This is a genomic window from Bacillus sp. Leaf49 (assembly GCF_001426125.1).
Lineage (GTDB): Bacteria > Bacillota > Bacilli > Bacillales > Bacillaceae > Bacillus > Bacillus altitudinis.
The window spans coordinates 117,591-142,506 of the sequence record NZ_LMRK01000026.1; the positions used below are offsets into that span (position 1 = coordinate 117,591).

Here is a 24,916-nt window from a genome sequence, read left to right on the forward strand (position 1 = left end):
AGAAATCCACTCATTCGACAAACAAAAAGCAGCAGAAAGCTGCTGCGTTCTACTGCTCTTTGTAAAATTTTTCGATCGCCTTATCGATGTATACCCATCCTTTATACGACACATGAATCGTATCCTTAAAGAAATATGGGTCATACTCATGCGAAGTCAAATCTGCGACTTCATACCCATTATCTCGAATTTGACGATTGATTTTTTGATAATAATCTGTACGTCCCTCTTTCGGAAAACCAGTGTAATCATACCATTTTCCGTTGACGGGAATCGTCACGAATAAAGGCTTCGCCCCTGCCTGTTTTAAAATATCCAGCATGATCTGGAAATCTTTATATTCAGGTGATGCTGCATAAGAATTGTCACGACGAGAACCCTTCATCTTTTTCATGATCGGCTTCAGCTTGCGGTCAAACAGTCTCTGATCAATATAAAACGGGTTGTCCCCTGCTTTTTCAGATCCTAAGACGCTCGCTTCTTTTTCAAGCTCAGTCCATGTTTTCCCTTTCACTGAAGGAGACGGACGAAGCTTGCGCTCATGCCCAGACCCGATCGTATAGTACATGTCTTTCTTTTGAAGCATGCCATAATACATTTTTGCAATAGGAGAAATCGCGCCATAGGCGAATTTGTTCCCAGAAAGCTCTGCTTTAAAAAGCTCTGTGATGACCATGTCGTTCTTTACTGCCTTAAACTTCATGATTCTTTTGATGAGCTCTTTTTTCACAGCTGGATCAATTTCTTTATTATAAGCGAGATCAAGCGCCTGAAGCGCTGAATAGTTAGGAGCAAAGTGATTCTCGTCTGATCCCCATTTGACAAACCACTGCGGGGACACGATAAACACAAGCTTTTTCCCTTTTAATTCATCCATATGCGCTGCAAAGTTCATGGCATGAATTAATGATTGCGATCCACCTTTTCCAACAAGATAAGGTGTAAACCCTTGAGGATTTTCATGAAAGAAATTCGAAGGGTGATATGGATCAAAACGTGAGAGTTCAGAAGATCCATAGATCGGCAAATAAGTTGGATCTTTTAGCATTTCATCTTGTAAATAAAGCCCTTGGAACATCCCTGGATCTAATTCTGTGGCTGACTTTTGTAATTTGTCTTTTGGGATCAGATGTGAGAGCCATGTATTTGGTACAAGAAGAACACCAATGAATAGAACAGCCGCTAAAATAAGCGGCCCAAAAAAACGCTTTTTCATTACTTCATCTCTGCCAGCTGCTCAGCAATGTGATTCGGTGTATCCCACACATCACGATCAAATTCTGTAATCGGAACCATAATTCCTAGCTGACTTTCAATTGCCATGAGCAATTCAACTGTACCAAATGAATCAAGAAGACCTTCTTCAAAAATCGCAATCTCTGGATTTTCTTTCACAACGTCATCCTGACAAACCTCTGCAATAATACCGAATACTTGATTTTTAAATTCCATAATTTTCTACTCCCTTATCCATTAATGATGAAATGGTTTTCCTGAAAAAATATAAAAACCGAAACAAATGACGTGGAATGTAATAATGATCGACACAACCATTGTGACCTTATTATCCGGCCACCACTTGTGCTTTTTATTCCACTTCTCAAATAAATTGTAACCGGACATCACAACTGCATGGTATAGTCCGTAAATAATATATTGAAGGGCGAGACCATGCCAAGCACCCATCAATAGAAAGAGGACAAAGTACCCAATATTTGATACAGCCATCCGGTTCTTGATCCACTTCTTCTTTGTCATAAAGAACACAAATCTCATAAACACATAATCTCTGAACCAGAAGGATAGCGACATGTGCCAGCGATTCCAGAAGTCTTTAATATTACGGCTGATAAACGGTTTATTAAAGTTTTCTGGTGATTTAATACCCATGATATAACTCACACCTACAGCAAATGCTGTATATCCAGCAAAGTCAAAGAACAAATACATACTGTACGCATACATATACGTTAACTGTTGAACAAAGTGACTGCTGCTAATGTGATGAATATTCATCAGAATATATGTGTGAATGAGATAACCAATAATGAACTTATATAAGAACCCGATAAAAATTTTATGAATCCCTGCATATAAAAGATCACTGTACACTTCTTTTTCAGGCGGTGTATCCATATCCTTTTCAAACCGGCGGTAACGGTCAATTGGACCTGACGAAATCGTCGGGAAAAAGACGATGAAATAGACCAAACGGTGAATCGGGATTTTCTTTTTAATCAAGCCGTCTCTCGTCTCGATAATTAACTGAACACCTTTAAATGTTAAGTACGAGATCCCTAAAAAGCTCAGCCAGTTCATTGGTGGCGGTTGATGCGGCTGATGAGTTAAAAAGAACGGTAAAATCTTTGATAGTACAAGCGGCAAAATAGATGCCACCACTGCCATATAGAAGACAGACGCCTTGTTCGCCTTCAACCGGTACGCAAGATATAGGCGGATAATCAAGACTTGCCATACTGTGAACAAGAACAGCAACAAAGCGCCATGTGCATCCTTTGAGAAAATAAGCGCGAGTGCCACAACCGTTGCAAACATGTTGTAGCCCTGCATTCTTTTGCCGCGAAGACCAAGAATCATCGTCGGCAAAAGAAGAATACCAATTAGAATGAAGAAAAAGAATGAACTAAACGGAATCATAGAAGAACCTCTTTCGCGATTCTTTTACGGTCAACCTTCCCGTTTGGCGTCATGTACAGCTGCTCAAGATAGACAAACTTTCTTGGAATCATGTACGCAGGCAGTGAATCCGCCATTTCTTTCTTAATCGCACTTGTCAGCTGATATTCTTTTTCAAAGGAATGCTCAGTTGGGACAATGGCTGCAATTAAGTACTCCACATGCCCGTTTGGCTGGAATGGCACAATCACACAAGCATTGACATACGTTGTCTCGCTCACATGATATTCAATTTCTTCAAGCTCCATCCGGTATCCATGTAGCTTAATTTGGTAGTCCAGACGACCGTGGCACGTAATCAAACCATCCTGCGCCACACCTGCGTCACCTGTGCGGTAAGCAGGGCGTCCTTCGTATTCAAAGAACACTTTATCCGTTAAGGCTTGTTCACCTAAGTAGCCTCTCGTGACGCTTGGCCCCACGATGACAATTTCCCCTTTTTCCCCATCAGGGAGTGTCTTGCCTTCTTCATCTAAAATGACGATATCTGTATCCGGTTTGGCATAACCCACTGGTAAAGAATCGTGCTGTTCAAGAATCTCCTGCGTGACTTCAATCGATGTAATCGCAACAGTTGCTTCAGTTGGACCATACGTATTAAAGACCTGCGCCTTAGGAAAACGCTCAAGAAGCGCACTTACTACAGAGACAGGAAGTGCCTCTCCGCAGAAAAGGAAAACGTTTAGCTTTGGTAAAAGCTCACCTGTAAAGGATGGGTCCATTAAGCACATTTGCACAAAGGAAGGTGTTGATGTCCACACTTCAACGTCAGATTGACCAAGTGCTGCAAACATATCCTTCGGCTTATTCACAAGATCTTTCACTAAACAGTACAGCGTGCCGCCTGATTGAAGCGCTGGATAGAGATCCATCACTGATAAGTCAAAAGAAAATGGCGCTTGATTTAAGAACGTGCGCCCCTCACCAATTGGGAAATCGCGGCACATCCACTCTGTAAAACTTTCTAAATTATTGGCTGTTACCTGAACGCCTTTCGGTTTTCCGGTACTGCCAGACGTATAAATAATGTAGAAAACATCATCTTGTTGAACCCACTGCGTGGATGGCGGTGCTTCTTTTTCAAGTGCTAAAAGCGATGCCGCACTCTTCACTTCAATGTGTTCTTCTACATCTAATACATTCTTCTCATTTGCACATATCAATAGACTGGCTTTTGAGCTTTCAATGATTGAGACGATGCGCTCGACAGGTATGGAGATGTCGACCGGAATATAAGGTCTGCCTGATTTCACAGTACCTAAGAAAGAAATCAGCATCTCTGGCTCCATATGACCGTAGACAATGACAGGTGCACTGTCAGTTGCGACTGCATCGATCGCACCAGCCATTTGGTCTGATAAACGCCAAAGCTCATCATATGTGATCGAAGCATGTTGAGAAACAAATGCTGGCTGTGTCGGTTTCGTTTGTTGGTATTCATGAATCGTGTGTAATAGTTTCATAGTTTAATCTCCAATTAAAAATCGTTGTAAATGAATGATCCCGTATTTGCTGTATGGAATCCGTAAATAAAGAACAATAATAGCAAAATAAGTAAGTAAAAGCTTGTATATCCTATCCATTTTACAGACTTATTTTCTGATAGCTTTTTGAATAGCATATTGATAACCTCTTTTCTTTTGACACTTATAAAGACGCATGGATCATCAAAAGAGTTTCATATCAAAACATAAAAATTTTAAGAATTGATGAAAAAAAGATGTCCAAAGTATGAACGTGTCTTCGGGTAAAGCTGTCTTATTGTAACAAAGATTTAATATAATTGAAATGAAATAGAAGCTTAAATTTGCCTTAAAATTGCCGAAAACTGTCGAACAAACGTAAAAGCCACCTAGTTAGACTAGATGGCTTTGATGTTATTTACTTTTTATATTTATTCACTTCGAACATGAGAATGTTGTTGAATACCACATAGTCCTTTTTACTTTCAAAAGGACCTTTGTTGTTGTCATGCTCGTCAATTTCATAAAACCCTGGACCTTCGCCAGCATCACGTTTTTTGTACCATGATAGGAAGGCGTTGACTTCTTTCATTGAAAGGTCATACTCCTTTTGCAAACCATTGACCATTGTGATGATGAGAAGAGCATCGCCGTCTTCATCTGTTGTATCGTCTTTTGGTGGTGTGGTTGGTTCTGGGTCTTTGTCGCCAGGTGGTTCAGTTTCAGTGTTTTTAAGACTCTTTAATGAGATAGATAAATTAGATTTGAAATTTGCTCTAGCGTTAGTAGGGGCACTTGAACTTTGTTCAACTCCTCCAATTACATAGAGTGTATCATCAACAAGTGCGGATACATGTCCCATTCGATAAGGTGCAGAAGTGTTAGGTATAGTTTTTGATGTCTTAGTTTCTAAATCATAGAGTGTAACTCTAGAAACTCCACCCGTTCTTATAATATAATTTTCATACATGACTGCAGAATAATAGGGTGCAATAGCTCCACCACTACTAACTCCCCTCCATTGATCTACTATAGGATCATATTCATAAATTCCTTTTACTAAGACCTCTGATCCAGATAAAATGTAAAGCTTATTCTTCACAACCACTGCATTTCCCGAAGTAGCTTCAAAATTAAATTTTTTCTTTTTGGTCCATTCTTTTGTTTTCAAATCATAACTAAAGGTATTGTTGTACCTATCTGCCTTTAATGCACTATCGTATCCAACTACATAGATCTTCCCATCAATGGCACCTGCATATAAATTGTAAGCAGATACCTTTCTTTCAAACGGGAGCTCTACTGAATCTTCCCAAGTATCCATTTTGATATTATAAACTTCTACGCTATTTGTTAATCCTTGTTCTGTTCTCCCCCCCATTACATATATACGATCATCAACAATTACACTGGCAGCACCCATGCGGCCTGTCTTCATACCAGCTTTTTCTGACCATTTATCTAACTTCGGATCATATACATAAGTAGTATTAGAATATGCCTTACTTGGACCCGTTCCACCTATTACATAGATTTTCCCATCATATACTTCACTTACAGCTCCTACTCTTGCATCTGGTAACTCTTCTCGTTTTTCCCATTCAAGCGTTTCTGCTTTTATTGATTGTAATGGATAACTTAATGCAGAAAATAATAAAATGAAAATAAAAAACCATTTTTTCAAGATAACCACACTCCTTCAATTTGTTTACACAACAAATATCGGATAGTTATTTATTTTTTTCATGTTTTTGTTACTTATATATATATTTATTACTTATTTACTTACTGCTTCCCCAATGCGCCTATAAATTTCCAAAATCAGACTTCCTCATTAGAATCAATTCATATTTTTGTATTCCTCCATCAAAAAAACCCATGATTCATGGGTTTCTTCTCAGTCCGTTATTAAAAAATCCGTCACAAGGCAAACAAGTTCCACGTTTTCATCCAGCCCTCAAAAGCTTTGATACACACGTCCCCAAAACCAATAGAAAGGATCTCTAAATCAGGTTTCTCCTGAAAGCGCGTGACTAACTAGCTTCTTGTATCCTCATAACATTTCTCAAATTTCTCTTCAAGTGCATCATATAAGTAATCATGTTCGGAAAGTATAAATCTCAAAGCATGCTCTTCTATAAAATACCCTTTTCCAGTATCAACTCTATAGCCAAAGAACTGCTCCCCTTGTCAATCACTGATTTGATTTTGTACACCCCAGAATTCCTCCTTACTCATTTCATATTCTCCTTCTACTATACACCTTAATTTTTTAAGTTAGAGAAAGAATGTTCTTTCTATTTAACATTAATCTCTGCGATGACTGAGCAGGAGATTCGTAAGGCTGTTAAGAAGCTTGTCTTAATTAATGGTGTATTAGGATGAGATAAAGAGAAGAAAAAATGAAGGTTCATAAAAAAACGCCCTTCCAGTGGGAGGGGCTGTGTAATTAACTATTTTCTTTGGAGTATTTTTTTATCAATGATTCACTAATCCTGCTTACGATATAGATCGCAACCGCTAAAATTAGCATCAACGGAAACATACCTAAACGATTATCTGCAACATAAACAATGATCCCCACAATGATAGCTACTACGATTGCCGTTAAAAAATGCTTCACCGCCATCTCACCCCTTTGTTTAAATCATATACATTTTATTACATAAAAATTGGAATTAAAACACCTTTTTGCTTATAATAAATTATATTACATTTTCTTACAGAAAGAAGGTTGGTGAAAATCTTGAGATCTTTGTTTCTTGTTAGTTTGTCTTTGGTGTTAATGCTTTCTGTCAACAGCACTCCTTTATTGGCGCAGCAGAATGAAGTGATTTCTAAAAATCAAATAAACTATGAACCTTCCCTATATGTTACTAGTGAGAACTTATTAAATAATGAATTGGAAGCTCGAGCAAAATTGGGACGGACAATTCTCATCTAATTACACTATACCTTCTTATGTAGTTGCATCAGCTGCCACCTATGGGATGTTTCATATTACAAGATACTTAACTGCAACTTTACAGCTTGGACCTGCTGCAGCTGCTGCGTTTGCTGGGATGGTATCTGGTTATGTCTCGGCAAAAGGTGAAATAAAATTAAAAGCAGTACAAAAGTATAGATGGATTAAGAAGTATACTAAAGCTGAATACCAAGCAACCACAAAAATATATGTTAACGGCAAATACAAAACAACCACAACAAAAAAATGGATCTCGGAAGTAGATACTAACATCGATCGTGTTAAATAACAAAAAAGTCCCTTCATTATTATGGAAGGGCTTTTCAGTTTACTATTGTTACCCATCGTGATATTCAGAAGCAGACGTGATATACACATGCTTTCAAGGTTGTTTAAGTCTAATTCCAATATGTGATGAACCATGTCAGTAGGTATGAAACGCTCTAGTTTTAAACAGCTTTGACAAAGGTAATTGTCTCGCATTAGAACAAGTTGTCTTGTCTGTTCCCATTCTCGTGATTTATAGAAACTTGTTGATTGTTTATCTCGAACATGTTTGTTGTAATACTTCGCTTCCTGCTGCTTACCATCAGCATGAGCAGGACAATAACCATCCCTTGTTAACTCCCTGCACCCTCGCAGCTTACACTCTCTCAATGGTTTAGGTGGCATCTGATTCACCAGCTTTTCTCTTATCTATCATTGCAAACAAAACAAAGGCATGAAGATGCCCCACTTTCTGTACAGCATAAAACTCCCTGTACTCCCTCTGATATGATGCTAGATAGGATCGTGCTGCTTCATAGGGTAGAATCTGGCTGACATGCAGGAGGCTGTCTATAGCTTGCCTGTCCCTCACACCGTAAGAACCGAGCATGCCTAACCCCCTGATGATCTTCCCATCTGCCCATATGCATCCCCTTTTATTAAGGGCTTTAAGTCCGTTATACAATTGGTCTGTCCTTATTGCGTGTCCAATTGCTGTGTTAATGATTAGTTCCCTGAGTGAGTTGTCCACGTTGTGTCCCTCCCCAAAATAAAAAGCACCCCGAAGGATGCTAATTTCTATAATATCTATATTTAGCTTTTACACTTTTCTTTCCATCTTCCAACGCCTTGAATATATATCTGCATTTTTCAACCTTACTATACAGATTTTCATAATCATATTTTTGTCTATTGATAAATATAAATTGTTGGTGAGATTCAATTAGTTCTACCAAATCGTAATCAATATATCTATACACAATATTTTTGTTTTCTGCTAGGATTTTATTAAATTCTCCAACGAATGTATGAAAGCCAGCTTTCACTTCTTCTTCATTAATGTCAGAATTATTGAAAGTAAGCTCTAACAGATACAAGCCATTAAAACTGGGTCTTAGCAAATATAATAATTCATCAATTTTAGTCAAAGTTTCAGTTACATTGCTCATAAAAACTTCTTTTTCTCTGTGCTGGATCTGAATCCTAACTCCGTAATACGTAATTGCCCCGCCTAATATCGCTCCTGTAAAAGCAATTATTCCGGCCCACATAGTTTCTTTATCCTTAAAAAACAAATTTATAATTCCTGAATAAATCAGTAAATCTCCAATAAATAGAGAAAGTATTATAAAGATTAGTATGATGTCTTTTTTATCAAGCCTCATATCTTATCTCCTACCATTTATATTGGAAGAAAGCGATTAAACGGGCCTATCCGAAAAATTATCGAAAGTACCTCTAAAAGATTCTTTTTATTTTTAGAAATTCTTATAACTTCAATTTGTCATTCTAGTGACAAACAGTCATTTGATTGCAAATTCACTTCAAGAAATTTCATTAAATACATATGAGCTAAATTCGTCTATATCCAACATTGCATTACCTGATTTATCTATTCTCATACTTATTCCAATATCGTTAAGTAATATATCCATTATAGATTTTGAGGTAAATTGGCCAAATTTTTTTGTTGCTAAATCCGCTAAATTACTCAAGTAAAGATCTCCTTGTTCAAAAAATACATCGAGCTCTATGACTATAAATTCACAAAATTCTTTCATTAATTTCTTCTTCTTTTTTTCATGAAACTCCCTTGCTGTAAGTTGAAAAGGAGTATTCCTTTCTTGCATTGAAGAAAATGCCCGATTATCAGAAATAGACATAGCATTATATGCTTCGCTTACTTTTTTAACTTCTGAAACAGCAGATTGATCCAAACCACCTTTTACCTCTATGAAACCAAGGGAACTAAACATATAGAAGCTCTTCTTTGAATGAAAAGAAAATTCATTGAGAAGCTCTATTCTAGGACCAATAGTTCTTCCTTTTGCTTCATACCACCAGTCTTCTTTTTTTTCATCAGTTAGAAAAATTACACTGGATTTATTTTTTTTTGCATAATCTAATACTTGTCTCCAAAGAATATAGTCACCATACTTATTTTGTATCTGTACTCCATTGTAAAACCTAATACCTTTTTTATCTTTTAAGTCCATATATCCAGGAGGTATATTCTTAGAGAATCTATCGTCTGCATCTACCATTATTACTTTAAGTTCATCCTCGGTATAAGGGTCACCCACTCTATTTTTATATAGTTCGTTAATTTCAGATCTAATTAAATCTTCTTTCAATAGATCGTCTTTTTCACTTATGTTTTTAAGATCTTTAACCTTTCCTTCAATCACAGTTTTAATTTCTTTCACTAAGAACTCCACATCATTTATGTGTCTTTTTTTATACCTTGATAAATCACTATCAAGAAATTCTTTAACTTTTTTCGGGATTTTTTCAAAAGCATCACATACTTTATCATTTGATCCCCTCTGTTCTAAAATAACTGATTTTCTATTGTAATGATATTCTAAACCCACTTGATGTGGCATCCATAAATTATCTTTATATTTATTAAGTAGTTTAAGAATTTGTTCTGATGTTTCCTTGGTATATCTGTACAAATTGAGTAAAACATTTGTGTCTAAAACAATGATAGACTCTCTCCAAATTTTCTCATCACTTTTATCAAAGTAAAACTCGCGGAATTTTTCTTTCAATTTATTTTCCCCCAATTATATGCTCATATTATTTATCGAACTAAATTGGATAATTTGAATAGGTTGTGTATTTTGTCGAACGAAAAAACGACCTCCTCTATGGAAGCCGCTCTTAATATATCACCTAATACCATCATAACCGCTATTAGACAAAACGCTTTGCCAAGATCGTTCCAATAGAAAAGCGTCCTTTAGACGCTCACTTAACTTTAAGGATGCTAACACTGGTCACATTATCTAATTGAATTAGATAATCTGTTTTTCTATTCACATCAGTATACTCAAACCAACCGCTAGTATTTTTAATTTTGCCTGAAAGTTCTTCTTTACTATCAGCTGAAATCAAAGTTGTTCTTGTATTATCGTTATCGAACTTAAAAACCACTTTAAAATTAGGCAATTCGCTCACCTCCCACCTTTATATCGACAGGACAGAAGCATTTGAAATGATTTTGCAAACTTTGTCGAACGAAAAAGCGCCCCCAAAAGGGAAGCCGCTCACAATTTATCACCTAATACCATCATAACCGCTCTCAGACAAAATGCTTTGCCAAGATCGTGCCAAAAGTGTGTCATTTTCAAATTAAAGTCCAAATTGATCCATTGACTCATCAATTCTCTTTTGCTTCTCCAAACTACGCTGCTTAGCTTCTTCACTTAGAAATACATCATCAAATCTTGAAGTTTTATAAGTATATGCCTTTTCGACATTTAATTTGGGTTTCAATATATTAATTATGTAAGTTTCATAGATGTCTCTTTCTGTTTCGTCATCGCAGAAGAAACCACTCACTTCGTAAAAGTTATGAGCCACATCTTTTAGCGATGTTTTCCCTGCAAAATGGCCCTTCACTCTGCCTCTCATATCTTTTGCCTTACCAACATACAAAACGTCATCGTTACATCCAAAGATGATATATATCCCGCTCCGATTTGGGATGTTGTGTAATTCATCATTTTTAAAACTGAATATCATTTGAGGAATTTCGATCTTGATAGACATTAATATTTCTCTCCTTCTACTACACCATAACATATAGCGTGTTGTACTCGCGAAATCGCTGTAATGCTTGATACATAAAGGTATTTCTAAACCTCTTTAACGACTGCACTCTAGGATATTTTTTGGTGCAGTAATATTTTAACAATTATATCTTAAACTTCATCATTGCGTAATCCATATTGTCTTGATTAATTCCGATGTACCTCAATGTGATATCTGGACTAGAATGAGTGAATATTTCTTGTAGCATGGCCACATCCTTTGTCTGTAGCCGAAGGTCTTCCTTAATGTGTGCGTGCCTATTTCAGTAATTTTCACTTTCTCAGCCGCTTCCCTAAGAATGCGATATGCAACAGATCTATCTATAGCTTTGTTTTCCCCTTGCCTGCTTTTAATCACATATGAACCGTCTTTTAGGTCCTTGGCATATGCTATCAATTCATTTCTAACCGATGGCGGTATGCGAATTCTCTTTTGCTTCTTCGTTTTTGTCTCCCTGAGGACCAGATGTGTTTTCAACAAATCTTCTTTTTTGATCTTAAGGATATCAGATATCCTTAATCCGGTACTGATCCCCAATATGAACAATATATAATTCCTTCTATTTTTCCTTTTTAGATAGGCCTTCATTTGCTCCACTTTGTCAAAATCTCTTATCGGCTGAACAAAATTCATGGCTTGCCCCCCTTGTAGACTTCTTCTCTAAGTGCGAAGGCTAAACGGTAAAAGGCCTTATTTTTAAATCGGTAATAGTTCCGCTGGCTCAGACCCATTTCCGTGTAAATCTCGTAATCAAACATTTCTTCGTCTTGCATATAAAGCATGACCAAGATGCGTCGCTCTTTTTGCGTTAGACGATTAATACACCTTTCGATTCGCTTCATATATTTTTCACGCTCAATCTCCCAATACATTTTTTAAGCGCTGCTTCTTCTGTGGATGAGTGGAACTGATTTGAAAAACTCGGCGGCGTAATGGTGTAAGTTGTTGTGATCTTTGGAAGAAAATCCTCAGGCGTTTGGAGCCTTAACATTTTATACTTTTCTAGCATTCTTTCCATCTTGAATCTTGTTTTTTCCTCGTCAATTTGAGGGATATCTAAATTCATTTGATCTGTTTGTTCTTTTGGGTTCTTATCATTTTTATTAGTCATCCCAATCACTCCCTTTATTTTCGACGCATGGCCCCGCCTTTGGCTCTTCTCAGTCTTTGCATGTTTTGCCCCATCAACTCTCTTAAATCTCTGTCAGTGAGCTTCTGCGGCTGTTTCTTTGGCTTATCCTTCTTCATGGCTGCTCCTTTCCGACAAATAAAAAACGGACACCAACCAGCACCCTTAAAAGGTGTTGATCAGTGTCCGCAGGCTCTCCGTCTTGGACTTAATCTACTCAATATGAAATGTCTTTCCATATAAATCTTCTTTTTTGAGAAGCTTGGTTTTCTTACATAGAATATAATCTTTATGATCTCCTACCAAGAATGAATTCTTATCTATAAGGTGAATTAAATACCATTTGTTTTTCTCTTTATCTTCCCAGTAAAGTACTCTATCTGTATACCATTTTATACATTTGAAAATAGGTTTCATTATTGATGGCACTGGCAATGTAATAATAAATAATATTAAACCTATAACTAAAACTTCTTTAAATGTCCCGCCATTATCAATCGCTAAAACCATATTATAAAATGCAAAATAAAAACATAGAAAACATGCAAAAAAGAGAATAACAACAATGCATTTCAACCATTTATTTGATGTTATTATTCTGGAAATTTTGCTTTCTTTATTTGTAAAAGTAGACTGAATAAGCAACCATATAAATTGCCCTAAAATTAATATACTCACCTTAGCATCTTCATTTATTTTTATTAAAATAAATGTTGCTCCAGTGTATAAAATAATTGTCCATAACAATGTATGAAAAATGTGCTTAACAGCATTAAAGAAAAATAATTTTTCTTTAGAAAAAAACTTTTTTTCAACAATACCCGCTGAAATAAATGAAATTGGCCTTATGGCACTAAAAACAATTATCAATGTTACTACAATACTTGGAATCTTATAATATTCTTTCAATCCTTTTAAGATTTCATTGATATCCATTTAAGTCTCTCCCTTTTTATTTTTTTAATATAGAAGGATTAATTACAAATATGTCAAATTAAAGATAATTGTACCAAAAAATACTTTAAGGAAGGAGGTTAAATGATGAAATGTATTTACTGTACTAGTGAAACATCTTTTATAACAATTGATCATGATTATATTTGTGAACCATGTGCAACTTCCAATAATTATGAGGTATGTACTAAGTGTGGGAATTATTTTGTTAATGGCTCATCAAATAGTTCATCTTGTCCAAGTTGTGAAGAAAAAGGATTAGATTAAAATCTTAATGTTTTATTAACGAGTCTTAAAAACTCATTTTAAGACTCGTTTTAATATCAGATAGATTTTTTGAATAAAAATCCTTCTTTCGCTTGTGAATGAGTTATTTAAAGGCGTTCATTCTTTAATGATTTGATTTTGTTGCTTTTTATTAAGTTTCATATGTTTTCTCCTATCCAAAAGTCGCTTCCGGCTCTTCATCCGGCGTCACTTGATCAATTTCTCATTCAATATCGAGATCGAGCTTCACTCCATTTTGACTTAATCTCATTAGCAAGATTTCAAAGTCATTTATATGTCTCAGCGACTTCAATTCGTGGCTTGTTCGATAGTTAATAGCCCATTCCTTATCTCTTTTATAAAGAGAAATTGGTATCTCAAAATTCATGTTTTCGTCATGCTCACATTCAAATAAAATTATGGCGTGTTCAAAGATGCTCTATGATCTGTCCTCATTCCGTTCCACTTCAACTCTAAACTCAAACGTTCATACTCTGGTCCGTCATCAAATTCAACTTCAAGCCCGTCAGTTTCTACTTGCTTTGCCACATACTTCTTCCATTCATTAAAGAGGTCAGACAGTACGATAGTCTTTTCTTTTTACTCGATCATTAAATTCTTGAAGTTCTCAAGCAGTTTGCGGTTATCACATGATGCTTCTTATATCATTTCGACTAGCACATGATCCAGCTTGGTGATGTATTCTGAGTAAACGTAAGTTTTAAGGTACGGGACAATGACGCTTTCTATTTGTTTTCAATGACTTTTCTTGCTTCTCCACCATATGAAGCAAACAGGTCTTCAAGCGCTTTTGAAACTCCTTGCTTCAATTGTTCTGCGATCAAATTTTCAACGATTTCATTTTCTAATTGATAACATCTTTAATATTTTTTTCCTCCTAAGCCGCTAGGCTGTTAGTTTGCTTTATTATGATATTTGTTCATGTGTTCAAGTACACATAACTCAGGTAAATTCGCCCTGACCAGCTGCTCTGCGAATTGCGGCGGAACACTATTCCCCCCCTGCGTATTTGATCCGATTTGTTACCGATGTTAAATGTATATCCAGGCGGGAACCCCTGCCCTGCAAATAGTCCGTTTGGTTGCAACATACGCAATCCGATGTCTGCGATCCTCTGGCCATTTGTGCAAACTGTTGTTAATGGGAAACGGCCTTTTGTTGTAATGGTATACAATGGCTCGTCTAATTGCTGGCCTAAGCCTTGACCGTAATACTTAGTCAAAAAGGCAACGGTCACTAGTCCGAATCTATTGCCGCCAGCTGTGATCGTGTGTAATGGTCGATCAAGTGAAAGACCTTTTACAACCTTTTCTACTGCATATTAAAGAAATTAATGCGCACCGTTTAATAAATACCCACGCTAGTGTACTATTATTTAAAAGAGTCTCAATTTATTATGTTTCTGAGCGTTTAGGCCACAGCCACATAGATACAACACACTCATACTATGTTCGACGTTTGCATCTATGCTCGTTTAATTATATGAAAAATTTGCGCAAAAAATTTAAAACGAGAACTAGCAGAAAACAAAAAAGCCAGAAACATTGTTTTATCAATGTTTCTGGCTTTTTAATGGTTTTAAATAAGTACGTCCCAGGAGAGATTCGAACTCCCGACCGACGGCTTAGAAGGCCGTTGCTCTATCCTGCTGAGCTACTGGGACATGTTGTTATGTAGTGTGCTTTGGCGTATTACCTCAGCGACAAGATTTATTATATTACTATTGTTCTTTAAAGTCAACGGTTTTTCGAAAGTTTTTTCATAAGGGGCAAATGCTGCCCCCTTATGAAATACCTTCCAATGTGACAGTGTTTTCGAGGTCTTGTATGACGTGACCTTCGTCCGTGAAAAACTGTACGTTTGCTTCGCTTCCATCTAGTGTCAGTATAGCATAGCTGCGCTCTTTGCGCACTCTTGGCAGGTGCACACTGCCTGGGTTAATGAGCAGTTTTCCTCTTAGCAGTTCACTGCCAGGGATGTGCGAGTGGCCAAAGCAGATAATGTCTGCGCCTAGCTCTTCTGCACGGTAGTAGACTTGGAGCAAGGATTGTTTGATGCCATGCAGATGTCCGTGAGTGAGAAATAGTTTTCCGCCTCCGTCGAGTGGGAGCAGGAGCTCTTCTTCAAAATCGCCCATAAAGTCACAATTTCCTTTGACGACTTTGTATCCTTCGAGTGCTGGGTGGTTCGTTTCGAGTTCTGAATCTCCGCAGTGAATCATCATGTCCACTTCAGCCGCATGCCGTTTGGCAATGGTTTGAAGTTCGTCTGTGAGTCCATGACTGTCACTAATGATGAGTATCTTCATGGCTTCATTCCCCCTTATTCATTTGCGTCTAGCAGTGATGAAAGCTTTTGAAGCGCGACCGCTCGATGGCTGATCTTGTTTTTCTCCTCTGGTGATAACTCGGCCATCGTCTGGTCTTTGTCTTTGACGATGAAAATTGGGTCGTATCCGAAGCCGTTTTCGCCGATCGGTTCTTCGGCGATGAAGCCTTCTACTGATCCTTCTACCGTTTGAGTCTCTTTGCCCGGTATACTGACAGCCAGGGCACATCTAAATCTAGCAGTGCGGTCTTCTTTTTCAATGCCTTGCAGCTCATTCAGCACCTTTTCCACGTTCTCGGCATCGTTTTTATGCTCACCCGCATACCTCGCTGAATAGACGCCAGGTTTTCCGCCAAGGTAATCAATCGACAGACCCGAGTCGTCTGCAATCACCATTTCACCTACTTTGGCTTGAATGGCCTCGGCTTTGATGATCGCATTTTCTTCAAAGGTATGTCCTGTTTCTTCGATCTCTTCCGTAAATCCGATGTCCGCTAGTGTTTTGACCGTGAATCCTTTTGGCTCAAGAATGGCTTTGAATTCTTTCGCTTTGCCCGCATTGTGCGTTGCGATGATGGCAGTTTTCATCCTGATCAAACCCTTCTCTTTATTCGATAACTTCTCCTGTCACTGCTTTTTGCTTTTCAATTAATTCTTTGATGCCTTTTTCGGCTAAATCAAGCAGTCCGTTTAGTTGTTCTCTTGAGAATGTCGCTTCTTCGCCAGTACCTTGAAGTTCAACAAAGCGTCCAGCGCCTGTCATGATGACATTCATATCCACTTCAGCTGAAGAATCTTCTTCATAATTTAAATCTAACAGAAGTCCCTGTTTAGAATCAATTCCGACGGATATCGCAGCTAAATAATCAGTGATCGGATTTTCTTTCAAAACGCCTTCTGATTGAAGCTTTTGAATCGCTAGTGTCATGGCAACAAATGCACCTGTAATAGAAGCTGTGCGTGTTCCGCCGTCTGCTTGAATAACATCACAATCAATCCAAATGGTGCGTTCACCAAGCTTTTCTAAGTCAACGACTGCGCGCAGAGCTCGTCCAATTAAACGCTGGATCTCCATTGTACGTCCTGTGACTTTTCCTTTAGATGATTCTCTTATCGTTCTTTGAGCTGTTGCTCTTGGAAGCATGCTATATTCTGCTGTAATCCAGCCTTTTCCTTCTCCTCTTAAAAAAGGAGGTACGCGGTCCTCGATAGATGCGTTACAAATCACCTTCGTATTTCCCGCTGAGATTAAGACAGAGCCTTCTGGGTGCGTAATGTAGCCTGCCTGTATTTCAATTTTTCTTAATTCGTCGTATTGTCTTTCATCTAATCTCATGTTTTACCTCCGTTACAATATACATTCCGCGCGGGTGTCAGCGGGGTTCTCCTATTAACTTTGACAACCTCGATCCGTTCTAATCGCTTGGAATAAAAAAGAGGCAGCGAATGTGCATGCCTCTTTTTATCCATTATATCAATGTGTGACGTTAAAAACTACCTGTATTCACTTGTTCTGGTCTTGAAACTGGCTTTGTGAGCTCTGCTCCTTTTTCGTTCACAAGCTCTGCCTTTCCGTTTACCTTCACAGACACGCTTTTCACATCTGGCAACTCTGTTAATGTCAGCACAATGCTATCAAGAACTTTTTGTGAAATGACCTTTTTCTTTTCATCTGCACTGCCAAAAATGGATTCATTGAAATCTAGTGTCACATGACCGTCTTTTACTTTCGGGACATCATTGAGCTTCACATCTTGATCAAAGTCTGTCAGCAATTGGCTTGTTTTGCTTGGCCCAGAGACGAGCTCATCAATGGCTGCTATAATTGGATCATCCTCGTCTTTTGGTGCTCTTTTGGTCACCGGGACATAGTAGGTCTGTTCATCAGATTCAGCTAAATAGTAGACGGTCACAGGCTTTGTTGATGTCATATCAGCCGCAGCCTCGTGCTGAATATTAATGCCGTCCTCTCTGCTTAAATCATCTGAAATCGGTGTCCCATTCACAGGCATCTCTTTTAATTCATGGCCATTCATCTTTAATTTGACTTTCGCTACCGAATCAAACTGCGTTAATGTCCAAGTGACTGATTGTAAAATGCGCTGTTCGTCTTCTTTTTTATAGTTTTTGAATTCATTTGAGAAATCAACAACCGCAGTGCCATCTTTAATATCGACAGATACGCTCGTGTCCGCCGGCAGCACGGCTCTGAACCCATTTGGCATCAGGTTAGAAATCGGTCCCCCGTCTACGAGGTATTCAAGTGTTTGTTTCGCACTTCCTTCGTTCTTCGGCAGCGGAATGGATTGAGACACAACATATCCATTTTTATCAATTAAATATAATTCTCTCATGACGGTATCTGCTTGCTTCTCTTCTTTTCCTTCTTTCGCTGTTTGTTTCTCTTCTTTATTTTCTTTCACAAACGTGACATTTTGTGGTGGATCAATCTCTGTTTTCGCTTGGTCTGTTTGAAACAATCCGCATCCTGATAAAAGCATGGCTGACGCAATACACGTAACAGCTGCTGTAGTTCCTTTTTTCAGCATACTTCACCCTCCTCTAGTGGTTTGTACTAGTATGTATACGAGCTCCCTCAGAGGATTAGACCCTTTTCATAAAAAAATAACCCACTTCCATGAGAAGTAGATTATTGCTGATATACGTGTTCAAGCGAAACCGTTTCGACCTTTCCTGGCAGGTAGCCGAACCAGTCTTGAGCGATGTTTTGAAAGTTTTGCTGCTGCCCTGTTGTATAAAAAGTATGAACAGGCTCTTCCTTCGAATCATTTAACAGCCCTTTATATGAAAGAATTGTGCTCGCTTCTCTCGCTGTCTCATCTCCTGATGAAATGATATTGACGCCACTGCCCATAAAACGCTGAATCGGTTCTTTTAAAATCGGGTAGTGCGTGCAGCCAAGAATGAGCGTATCAATGCCTGTTTCTTTCATCGGTTCAAGAGAAGCTTTTACGACTTCATCTGCTGCATGATCTAAAAACGTACCACTTTCCACAAATGGCACAAGCAATGGACATGCCAGACTTTGAACAGTTAGTCCTGCTTTTAAAGAGAGCAGTGCTTCTTTATAAGCTTCACTTTTGATCGTATTGGCAGTGCCGATCACGCCAATATGCTGATTGTTTGTGACCTTGATCGCTGTGCGGGCTCCGGGCTGGATCACACCAATGACCGGGATATCAAGTGTTGCTTTAATTTCATCAAGTGCTATCGCCGTCGCAGTGTTACATGCAATGACTAGCATTTTAATATGGTGATGTCTTAATAGGTAGTGCGCCATTTCCCATGTATATTGAAGAACCTCTTCTTCTGCTCGAGGGCCGTATGGACATCGTTTTGTGTCGCCTACATAAATAATTTTTTCTTTTGGCAGTTGTCTCATGATTTCCTTCGCAACGGTTAAACCGCCTACGCCGGAATCAATCACGCCGATGGGTTGATCCAACAAAATCGCCTCATTTTCTTTTCATTTGCTGCTGTAGTTTCGTTAAAGACTGGTTGAAAACGATGGCTTCTTCTTCTGAGAAAGCCCCTAGAAGTTCACTGACGTATTCTTGGCGTTTGACAATCACTTCTTGAATGATCCGCTCACCTTCAGGTAATAAATGAATGCGAACCACGCGGCGGTCAGACGGATCTTTCACCCGTTCAACAAGTTCACTTTTTTCCATTCGGTCAATTAAATCGGTTGTCGTGCTGCAAGCCAAATACATCTTTTGTGATAGCTCACCTATTGTCATATCTCCGAATTCATAAAGCCACTGAAGCCCTACAAATTGAGGAGGTGTAATCGTATATTGATTCAGAATTTCTCTACCTTTTTGCTTAATGATTGCAGCAATATGGCGCAATGATTTTTCAATTTCTGCAACATGGCCTGACTCATTCGTTTCCATTTCATTGATACCTCACTATAGCATCTCACTTTGATTAAAACGTACATTCCTATTTTCCTCGTTTTTCAATGAAATTGCAAGAAGAGACTCATGGAAACGATATAGAAATAACCGGCTCCTCCCTGGTGCGGAAGGAAAACCGGCTGACGTTAGAGCTCTAGCTCACCCATACGCAGAAGCTCGACTACGGCCTGTGAACGACCTTTGACTCCTAGCTTTTGCATGGCATTCGAAATATGATTTCGAACAGTCTTTTCGCTAATAAAAAGCTCGCTTGCAATTTCTTTTGTTGTTTTATCTTGGACGAGCAATTCGAATACTTCTCTTTCTCTTTTGGTTAATAGCGGCTTGGATTGAAACTCTTTCTCCTTCAAGTATTGTAACCCTCCTTGCTAAGGTGAGAGCTCTAGTCTCTATAGAATGGGATTCTGTATAGTCGAGATATCATATGCCGGGTACTTGAGGTAGGTGACGTTAAAATCGAGAATTCCCGCAGATGAGCGTCCAATTTCCTCCCCTTCAAGCCGCACAAAAAAGGACGAGTCCCCTATAGAGACATCGTCCTTGATCAAACAAGCTTTTAAAATATCGAAATGGCTCCTGTTAAAAGAGCAATAAGTGTTGTAAACAGGGCTGTGAGTACGGTCCATAGCAGTGCGTACTTTTGCAAATCACCAATATCTTTATTCAGCATACTCACAAGCAGTAATGTTGAAGCGACAAGCGGACTCAGCAAATGGACAGGCTGTCCGATAATAGAGGCGCGCGCAATTTCTACTGGATCAATTCCGTAAGCTGCGCCGGCTTCAGCTAAGATTGGCAGCACCCCGAAATAATACGCATCATTTGAAAGAACAAATGTAAATGGCATACTCGTCAAAGCGACAATGAGTGGAAAAAATGAGCTGTATGAATCTGGAATCATGTAAATGACCAAGTTAGCAATGGACTCCACCATTTTTGTTCCCGAAAAAATGCCTGTGAAAATTCCTGCTGCAAACACAAGGGTAATGACCGTTAAGGCATTTCCTGCATGCGATAAAATCCGCTCACGCTGATCTTCAACTTTTGGATAGTTGATCATAAGCGCAATGACAAAGCCAATGAGAAAGAGTACAGGAATCGGTACGATATCCAATACAAGTGTTACCATGACAGCAATCGTCAGGAAGAAGTTAACCCAAATCAAGTTTGGTCTCTTCATATCTGCAACGCCATCTTCAATTGATGCCGCCAATTCAGGAGAGATCGAGACCTCTTCTTTATACTGAATCTCGGCAACCCCAATGCGCTTCCGTTCTTTTTTTCCAAGAACATACGCTGTAAAAAGGATAAAAAGACCGCCCCCTATCATCGTCGGGAGTAATGGAATGAAGAATTCCGCTGCATCTAAACCAAGTGCAGCAATCGCACGAGTAGCTGGACCGCCCCAAGGCGTCATTCCACTCATAATGCCTAGTGATAATAATGAAATCGTCCCTAAAATCAGTGGGTTCATCCCAATTCTTAAGAAAAGTGGCAGCATAGCTGATACGGTAATCATGTACGTTGTCGTTCCATCACCATCTAATGCAACAAGCATAGACAAAATCGCTACCCCAAAAGCAATTTTGACCGGATCGCCTTTCACAAGGCGTAAAATCAGTTTGATCAACGGGTCAAACAATCCAGCATCCAGCATGACACCGAAGAATAAGATGGCAAATAACAATAAAGCAGCCGATGGTGCAACGGTCTTGAGTCCATCAAGCATCATGTCCCCTAATCCGCTGTAAAATCCACCGATTAATGCAAAGATGATTGGCACAACGGTTAGAGCCACCACCGGATGCATACGTTTTGTCATAATAAGAAATGTAAAAGTCACGACCATCAAGATCCCTAAAATAGCTAGCACTTCATATCCCTCCATCCTCTTCTGTACACGATCCACAAGCGCCCCTTTTGCACTTGCGGCCCGAAATGTTAGCGCTTTCTATTTCAAGGATATAATAGCTTTTTTTATAATGAAAATATCGATTTTTTCGTCTATTCAATAAATTTTTTTTATAATTAGCCTTGCTGACTTCTTAAAAACTCAATGAATGCTTTCACAACAGACAAATGAAGGGAATCCGGCTGGTACATGAGCCATGTATCTCTTAAAACAGGCTGTCCATCTTTATACGAAAGACCTTTTACAAATAGCTCATCACTTGGTCTGAGGCAAATTTCCGGGACAATGGCATAACCTAAACCATGCTTCACCATCTCTTTTGATGTATCTTGCCTGTCTGTCTCCATTGTCACAAGCGGAGGCATCGTGAACGTCTCCTGCCACCATCTGTTAATCAATCGTTTTAATGAACTATCCGTGTGATAGTCAATGAGCGGCAGTTTCGGAAGGTCCTTTAGCTGTATTTCTGATTTTGAAATGATACAAAGGCGTTCTTTATCAAGCAAAAATCGCTCTCCATTCCAGTCGTAATCTCCTCTTAAAATCCCTAAATGTACACTTGATGTCCCTAATAAATCCATGACTTTTGTGCTCCATCCTGTGTTCACCATAAATTGAACATGTGGATACTGCTTAGAAAACTCTCTTAAAATTTCCGGCAGTTTATATTGAGCAAAGTTACTCGACACCCCTAACCTGATCGTTCCTTTGACCTTTTTTTGCATATTGAGCATGCCATCTTTCGTTTGCTGGAGCTGCTTGAGCATGTCATTTGCGTATTTAGCCAAGTATTCGCCCTCTGATGTAAATTCAATGCCTCGCTTTCTTTTAAAGAAAAGCTTCATGTCAAATTCCTCTTCAAGCTGTTTCAATCGATAACTTAAGGCAGGCTGCGATACAAATAATTTTTCTGCCGCTTTTGTGATGTTCTTCTCTTCATATAGCACCTTTAAAAACCGCCAATCTTTCTCATCCATTGTGTGCCCTCCTTTTGACCTTGTTATAAAAATATTTTATCAGTTTCTCTTAAAATAATGTATTTAACTTATTTCTTATTATACTTTACCATTTTGATTAGATAAATAGTAACTAAACAATTGAGGGTGAGAGCAATGAGAAAAGTTCCAATCACAATCATGCGAGGCGGTACAAGCAAAGGGGTCTTCATTCAAGCAAATGATGCACCTTACGAACACGATGAGCTCGAAGCATTTCTATTAGACATTATGGGCAGCCCTGACCGGCTGCAAGTTGATGGAATCGGGGGCGGTAATTCTTTAACAAGTAAGGTGGCCATTATCGATAAAGCCACTCGTCCAGATGTGGATGTAAACTATACGTTTGCACAAGTCAGCATCAATGAAAGGTTTGTCGACTTTAAAGGAAACTGTGGGAATATCTCATCAGCAGTTGGACCGTATGCCATCATTAAAGGACTTGTCCAAGCAGTTGAGCCTGTCACAACGGTACGTATTTTGAATACCAACACGAATAAAATCATTGTGGCAGAGGTAGAAGTCGAGAATGGAGAAGTGAAATTTGAAGGACAGGCAGAAATTCCAGGAGTGAAAGGAACAGGTTCTCCCATTTATTTATCCTTTGAGAAACCTGAAGGCGCTGTCACAGGTAAAACCTTTCCGACTGGAAACAAAATGGATACGATCCAGACAAAGTTTGGAGAGATTCCGATCTCAATCGTAGACATTGCAAATCCAATCGCCTTTGTCCGTGCCAAAGATATTCAATTAAAAGGAACTGAATTGCCTGAGGAGTTTACAGACGAATTGCTGGATGATTTAGAAGAGATTCGTTCCATCGCTGCTGAAATGTGTCACTTCGCACCAAAAGAACTGGCCACATTACAGTCTCCTGCTGTTCCAAAGCTTGCGATCATCAGCGAGCCTGCTGATTATGTAGATACAAATGGAATATTGAGAAGAGCAGCAGATATGGACATCATCGTTCGGATGCTATCGATGCAAAGACCGCACCAAGCACTTGCCATCACCGGATCTGTCTGTGTGTCAGCCAGCTGTTTCATGGATCAAACGCTTCCGGCACAGCTGTTTCAAGGTCAAGATGATACACTTCGAATTGGTCATCCTGCTGGTATTATGCAAACTGAAATTGATATCTCACAAAATAGAGTGAAAGTCATTCGAACCGCAAGAGAAATCCTAGATGGAGTGGTCTTTACAAAAAAAGACTACATGGTTCAACCTCAAATAAAAAAAGAAGCATAAATGAGACGTCATCATGTCGACAAAGAGCTAAAATGAACTGATTTTAGCTCTTTGTCTTTTTTTCAGTGTGAAGATCTTAAAGCAATCCGTTCTAACATCGAATGCAACGGTTTTATACACACTCATCGAACGAGAAATTGTCTAATTGGGCGGTGCATCAATATCTCCTGCTGAATGGGCTTTTATATGTCCTTGATCATCTTTTAACTGAATATGACCATAACGATTCACACCACAGCAAATCCCTTCCTGCCATGTTTGCTTTTCACGATCTAGTGAAATACGAAGCGGTTGATTCAGCCGATATAATCGTTTGTTATAAAGGGCAGTGAGGGCTTCAAATCCTTCCATTTGCCAGCGTGCATGGTATTTTTCAAAGGCCGCTACCAAATCTTTCACTAGCTGGTCCGCTTTCACCTCAGTCAGTTCTGATAGGCAAACGGTTTTATACGGAACGTGCTCGGGCTTTGTCTCTACATTGATGCCCACACCGATGTAAATGGCGCTACGGTCTGCTTCAATTAATGTGCCAGATACTTTCGCTTCATTAATCAATAGATCATTTGGCCATTTGATCGCCAGCTGATCCTCTGCTCTCATGAGTGGTTTGAGTACATCATAAATCGCGAGTGCCGTCAGCGGGGCAATCGTTGATTGGGTGGAGATATCTACTGGCGGTTTTACTGTCATCGTGACAGCCACATTTCCTGTAGGCGTTTCCCACGGTCTGCCAAGCCTGCCTCTCCCTGCTGTCTGCTGCCGGGCATATACAGCAAATGAAGGGATTTCTCCTTGCTGAATGAGCCTTTTCGCTTCATTATTTGTACTATCAATGGTGTCGTATTGAAAAATCTTCATGTGCTCTCCTTTTGTTTCATCTTCATATGATCTTTTTATTATAACAAAATGA

Annotated in this window: 28 protein-coding genes, 1 tRNA gene and 4 pseudogenes; 2 read left to right on the forward strand and 31 right to left on the reverse strand. The window is 38.8% G+C overall.

Going from position 1 to position 24,916, the window contains the following annotated elements:
- Positions 1-49: 49 nt before the first annotated feature.
- The 7 genes from dltD to ASG46_RS20030 form a co-directional block, all read right to left on the reverse strand.
- Positions 50-1,216, reverse strand: a complete 1,167-nt coding sequence (dltD, locus tag ASG46_RS20000; RefSeq protein WP_056705901.1) for a D-alanyl-lipoteichoic acid biosynthesis protein DltD — start codon at positions 1,214-1,216, stop codon at positions 50-52.
- Entirely contained in the window at positions 1,216-1,452 is a 237-nt protein-coding gene (dltC, locus tag ASG46_RS20005; protein WP_017358152.1) for a D-alanine--poly(phosphoribitol) ligase subunit 2, read from the reverse strand. The genes dltD and dltC overlap by 1 nt, the downstream gene beginning before the upstream one ends.
- A 21-nt stretch (positions 1,453-1,473) precedes the next feature.
- The gene (gene dltB, locus ASG46_RS20010) at positions 1,474-2,658 is read right to left on the reverse strand and encodes a D-alanyl-lipoteichoic acid biosynthesis protein DltB (protein ID WP_008342868.1); all 1,185 of its coding nucleotides are present in this window, start codon (positions 2,656-2,658) and stop codon (positions 1,474-1,476) included.
- Positions 2,655-4,160 (reverse strand): D-alanine--poly(phosphoribitol) ligase subunit DltA, encoded by a 1,506-nt coding sequence (dltA, locus tag ASG46_RS20015; protein WP_056705903.1) that lies wholly within the window; start codon positions 4,158-4,160, stop codon positions 2,655-2,657. Before dltA ends, dltB begins: the two co-directional genes overlap by 4 nt.
- A gap of 14 nt (positions 4,161-4,174) precedes the next feature.
- Positions 4,175-4,324 carry a teichoic acid D-Ala incorporation-associated protein DltX gene (locus ASG46_RS20020; protein ID WP_024427820.1) on the reverse strand — a complete coding sequence of 50 codons (150 nt, stop codon included), beginning with the start codon at positions 4,322-4,324 and terminating at the stop codon, positions 4,175-4,177.
- A gap of 254 nt (positions 4,325-4,578) precedes the next feature.
- Positions 4,579-5,844, reverse strand: a complete 1,266-nt coding sequence (locus tag ASG46_RS20025) for a Kelch repeat-containing protein (RefSeq protein WP_056705906.1) — start codon at positions 5,842-5,844, stop codon at positions 4,579-4,581.
- A gap of 765 nt (positions 5,845-6,609) precedes the next feature.
- Positions 6,610-6,789: a hypothetical protein gene (locus ASG46_RS20030; RefSeq protein WP_017358156.1), complete on the reverse strand. Its 180-nt coding sequence runs from the start codon at positions 6,787-6,789 to the stop codon at positions 6,610-6,612.
- A gap of 268 nt (positions 6,790-7,057) precedes the next feature.
- Here ASG46_RS20030 and ASG46_RS21020 point away from each other — a divergent pair, with 268 nt between their 5' ends.
- Positions 7,058-7,414 carry a hypothetical protein gene (locus tag ASG46_RS21020; protein WP_056705909.1) on the forward strand — a complete coding sequence of 119 codons (357 nt, stop codon included), beginning with the start codon at positions 7,058-7,060 and terminating at the stop codon, positions 7,412-7,414.
- Between the two features lie 83 nt (positions 7,415-7,497).
- Here the strand turns inward: ASG46_RS21020 and ASG46_RS21395 are convergent.
- The 23 genes and pseudogenes from ASG46_RS21395 to ASG46_RS20130 form a co-directional block, all read right to left on the reverse strand.
- Positions 7,498-7,797, reverse strand: a pseudogene (locus ASG46_RS21395) (HNH endonuclease); the annotation flags it as partial.
- A complete protein-coding gene (locus ASG46_RS20040; RefSeq protein WP_056705912.1) occupies positions 7,787-8,143 on the reverse strand; it encodes a hypothetical protein in 357 nt (118 codons plus the stop codon). The pseudogene ASG46_RS21395 and the gene ASG46_RS20040, both read right to left, overlap by 11 nt.
- A gap of 40 nt (positions 8,144-8,183) precedes the next feature.
- On the reverse strand, positions 8,184-8,777 hold the full coding sequence (locus ASG46_RS20045; RefSeq protein ID WP_056705915.1) for a hypothetical protein: 594 nt from the start codon (positions 8,775-8,777) through the stop codon (positions 8,184-8,186).
- A gap of 159 nt (positions 8,778-8,936) precedes the next feature.
- Positions 8,937-10,166: a PIN domain-containing protein gene (locus ASG46_RS20050; protein ID WP_056705918.1), complete on the reverse strand. Its 1,230-nt coding sequence runs from the start codon at positions 10,164-10,166 to the stop codon at positions 8,937-8,939.
- Positions 10,167-10,365: 199 nt separating this feature from the next.
- Positions 10,366-10,566 carry a hypothetical protein gene (locus tag ASG46_RS20055; protein ID WP_056705924.1) on the reverse strand — a complete coding sequence of 67 codons (201 nt, stop codon included), beginning with the start codon at positions 10,564-10,566 and terminating at the stop codon, positions 10,366-10,368.
- Positions 10,567-10,749: 183 nt separating this feature from the next.
- Entirely contained in the window at positions 10,750-11,169 is a 420-nt protein-coding gene (locus ASG46_RS20060; RefSeq protein WP_056705927.1) for a nucleotide excision repair endonuclease, read from the reverse strand.
- Between the two features lie 145 nt (positions 11,170-11,314).
- A pseudogene (locus ASG46_RS20065) lies at positions 11,315-11,844 on the reverse strand (tyrosine-type recombinase/integrase).
- A pseudogene (locus tag ASG46_RS20070) lies at positions 11,841-12,322 on the reverse strand (ArpU family phage packaging/lysis transcriptional regulator). Before ASG46_RS20070 ends, ASG46_RS20065 begins: the two co-directional pseudogenes overlap by 4 nt.
- A 14-nt stretch (positions 12,323-12,336) precedes the next feature.
- A complete protein-coding gene (locus tag ASG46_RS21500) occupies positions 12,337-12,459 on the reverse strand; it encodes a hypothetical protein (RefSeq protein WP_257787580.1) in 123 nt (40 codons plus the stop codon).
- A 94-nt stretch (positions 12,460-12,553) separates the two neighbouring features.
- Entirely contained in the window at positions 12,554-13,276 is a 723-nt protein-coding gene (locus ASG46_RS20075) for a hypothetical protein (RefSeq protein ID WP_056705930.1), read from the reverse strand.
- Positions 13,277-13,784: 508 nt separating this feature from the next.
- Positions 13,785-13,949 carry a hypothetical protein gene (locus tag ASG46_RS21400; protein ID WP_235562261.1) on the reverse strand — a complete coding sequence of 55 codons (165 nt, stop codon included), beginning with the start codon at positions 13,947-13,949 and terminating at the stop codon, positions 13,785-13,787.
- A gap of 29 nt (positions 13,950-13,978) precedes the next feature.
- Positions 13,979-14,110, reverse strand: a complete 132-nt coding sequence (locus ASG46_RS21505) for a hypothetical protein (RefSeq protein ID WP_268414074.1) — start codon at positions 14,108-14,110, stop codon at positions 13,979-13,981.
- Between the two features lie 365 nt (positions 14,111-14,475).
- Positions 14,476-14,894: pseudogene (locus ASG46_RS21660) on the reverse strand (DNA cytosine methyltransferase); the annotation flags it as partial.
- A gap of 277 nt (positions 14,895-15,171) precedes the next feature.
- Positions 15,172-15,245 (reverse strand) — tRNA-Arg (locus ASG46_RS20085).
- Positions 15,246-15,365: 120 nt separating this feature from the next.
- Positions 15,366-15,890 carry a YfcE family phosphodiesterase gene (locus tag ASG46_RS20090; protein ID WP_008345914.1) on the reverse strand — a complete coding sequence of 175 codons (525 nt, stop codon included), beginning with the start codon at positions 15,888-15,890 and terminating at the stop codon, positions 15,366-15,368.
- A gap of 14 nt (positions 15,891-15,904) precedes the next feature.
- Positions 15,905-16,507: an XTP/dITP diphosphatase gene (locus ASG46_RS20095; protein WP_200939638.1), complete on the reverse strand. Its 603-nt coding sequence runs from the start codon at positions 16,505-16,507 to the stop codon at positions 15,905-15,907.
- Positions 16,508-16,517: 10 nt separating this feature from the next.
- Complete coding sequence (gene rph / locus ASG46_RS20100) at positions 16,518-17,246, reverse strand: ribonuclease PH (RefSeq protein ID WP_007501599.1); 729 nt, start codon at positions 17,244-17,246, stop codon at positions 16,518-16,520.
- Positions 17,247-17,397: 151 nt separating this feature from the next.
- Positions 17,398-18,459: a GerMN domain-containing protein gene (locus tag ASG46_RS20105; protein ID WP_056705936.1), complete on the reverse strand. Its 1,062-nt coding sequence runs from the start codon at positions 18,457-18,459 to the stop codon at positions 17,398-17,400.
- A gap of 101 nt (positions 18,460-18,560) precedes the next feature.
- The gene (gene racE / locus ASG46_RS20110) at positions 18,561-19,379 is read right to left on the reverse strand and encodes a glutamate racemase (RefSeq protein WP_110487332.1); all 819 of its coding nucleotides are present in this window, start codon (positions 19,377-19,379) and stop codon (positions 18,561-18,563) included.
- A 7-nt stretch (positions 19,380-19,386) separates the two neighbouring features.
- Positions 19,387-19,827: a MarR family winged helix-turn-helix transcriptional regulator gene (locus tag ASG46_RS20115; protein WP_007501606.1), complete on the reverse strand. Its 441-nt coding sequence runs from the start codon at positions 19,825-19,827 to the stop codon at positions 19,387-19,389.
- Positions 19,828-19,976: 149 nt separating this feature from the next.
- Positions 19,977-20,201, reverse strand: coding sequence for a spore germination transcription factor GerE (gene gerE / locus ASG46_RS20120; protein WP_003184172.1), 225 nt, complete (start codon positions 20,199-20,201; stop codon positions 19,977-19,979).
- A gap of 206 nt (positions 20,202-20,407) precedes the next feature.
- On the reverse strand, positions 20,408-21,724 hold the full coding sequence (locus tag ASG46_RS20125) for a CitMHS family transporter (protein ID WP_017358236.1): 1,317 nt from the start codon (positions 21,722-21,724) through the stop codon (positions 20,408-20,410).
- A 155-nt stretch (positions 21,725-21,879) separates the two neighbouring features.
- Positions 21,880-22,740: a LysR family transcriptional regulator gene (locus ASG46_RS20130; RefSeq protein WP_007501609.1), complete on the reverse strand. Its 861-nt coding sequence runs from the start codon at positions 22,738-22,740 to the stop codon at positions 21,880-21,882.
- A gap of 135 nt (positions 22,741-22,875) precedes the next feature.
- Here ASG46_RS20130 and ASG46_RS20135 point away from each other — a divergent pair, with 135 nt between their 5' ends.
- On the forward strand, positions 22,876-24,006 hold the full coding sequence (locus ASG46_RS20135) for a 2-methylaconitate cis-trans isomerase PrpF family protein (RefSeq protein WP_048002079.1): 1,131 nt from the start codon (positions 22,876-22,878) through the stop codon (positions 24,004-24,006).
- A 141-nt stretch (positions 24,007-24,147) separates the two neighbouring features.
- On the opposite strand, the gene ASG46_RS20140 is transcribed toward ASG46_RS20135, so the two are convergent.
- The gene (locus tag ASG46_RS20140) at positions 24,148-24,864 is read right to left on the reverse strand and encodes a biotin--[acetyl-CoA-carboxylase] ligase (RefSeq protein WP_026050129.1); all 717 of its coding nucleotides are present in this window, start codon (positions 24,862-24,864) and stop codon (positions 24,148-24,150) included.
- Positions 24,865-24,916: the final 52 nt, after the last annotated feature.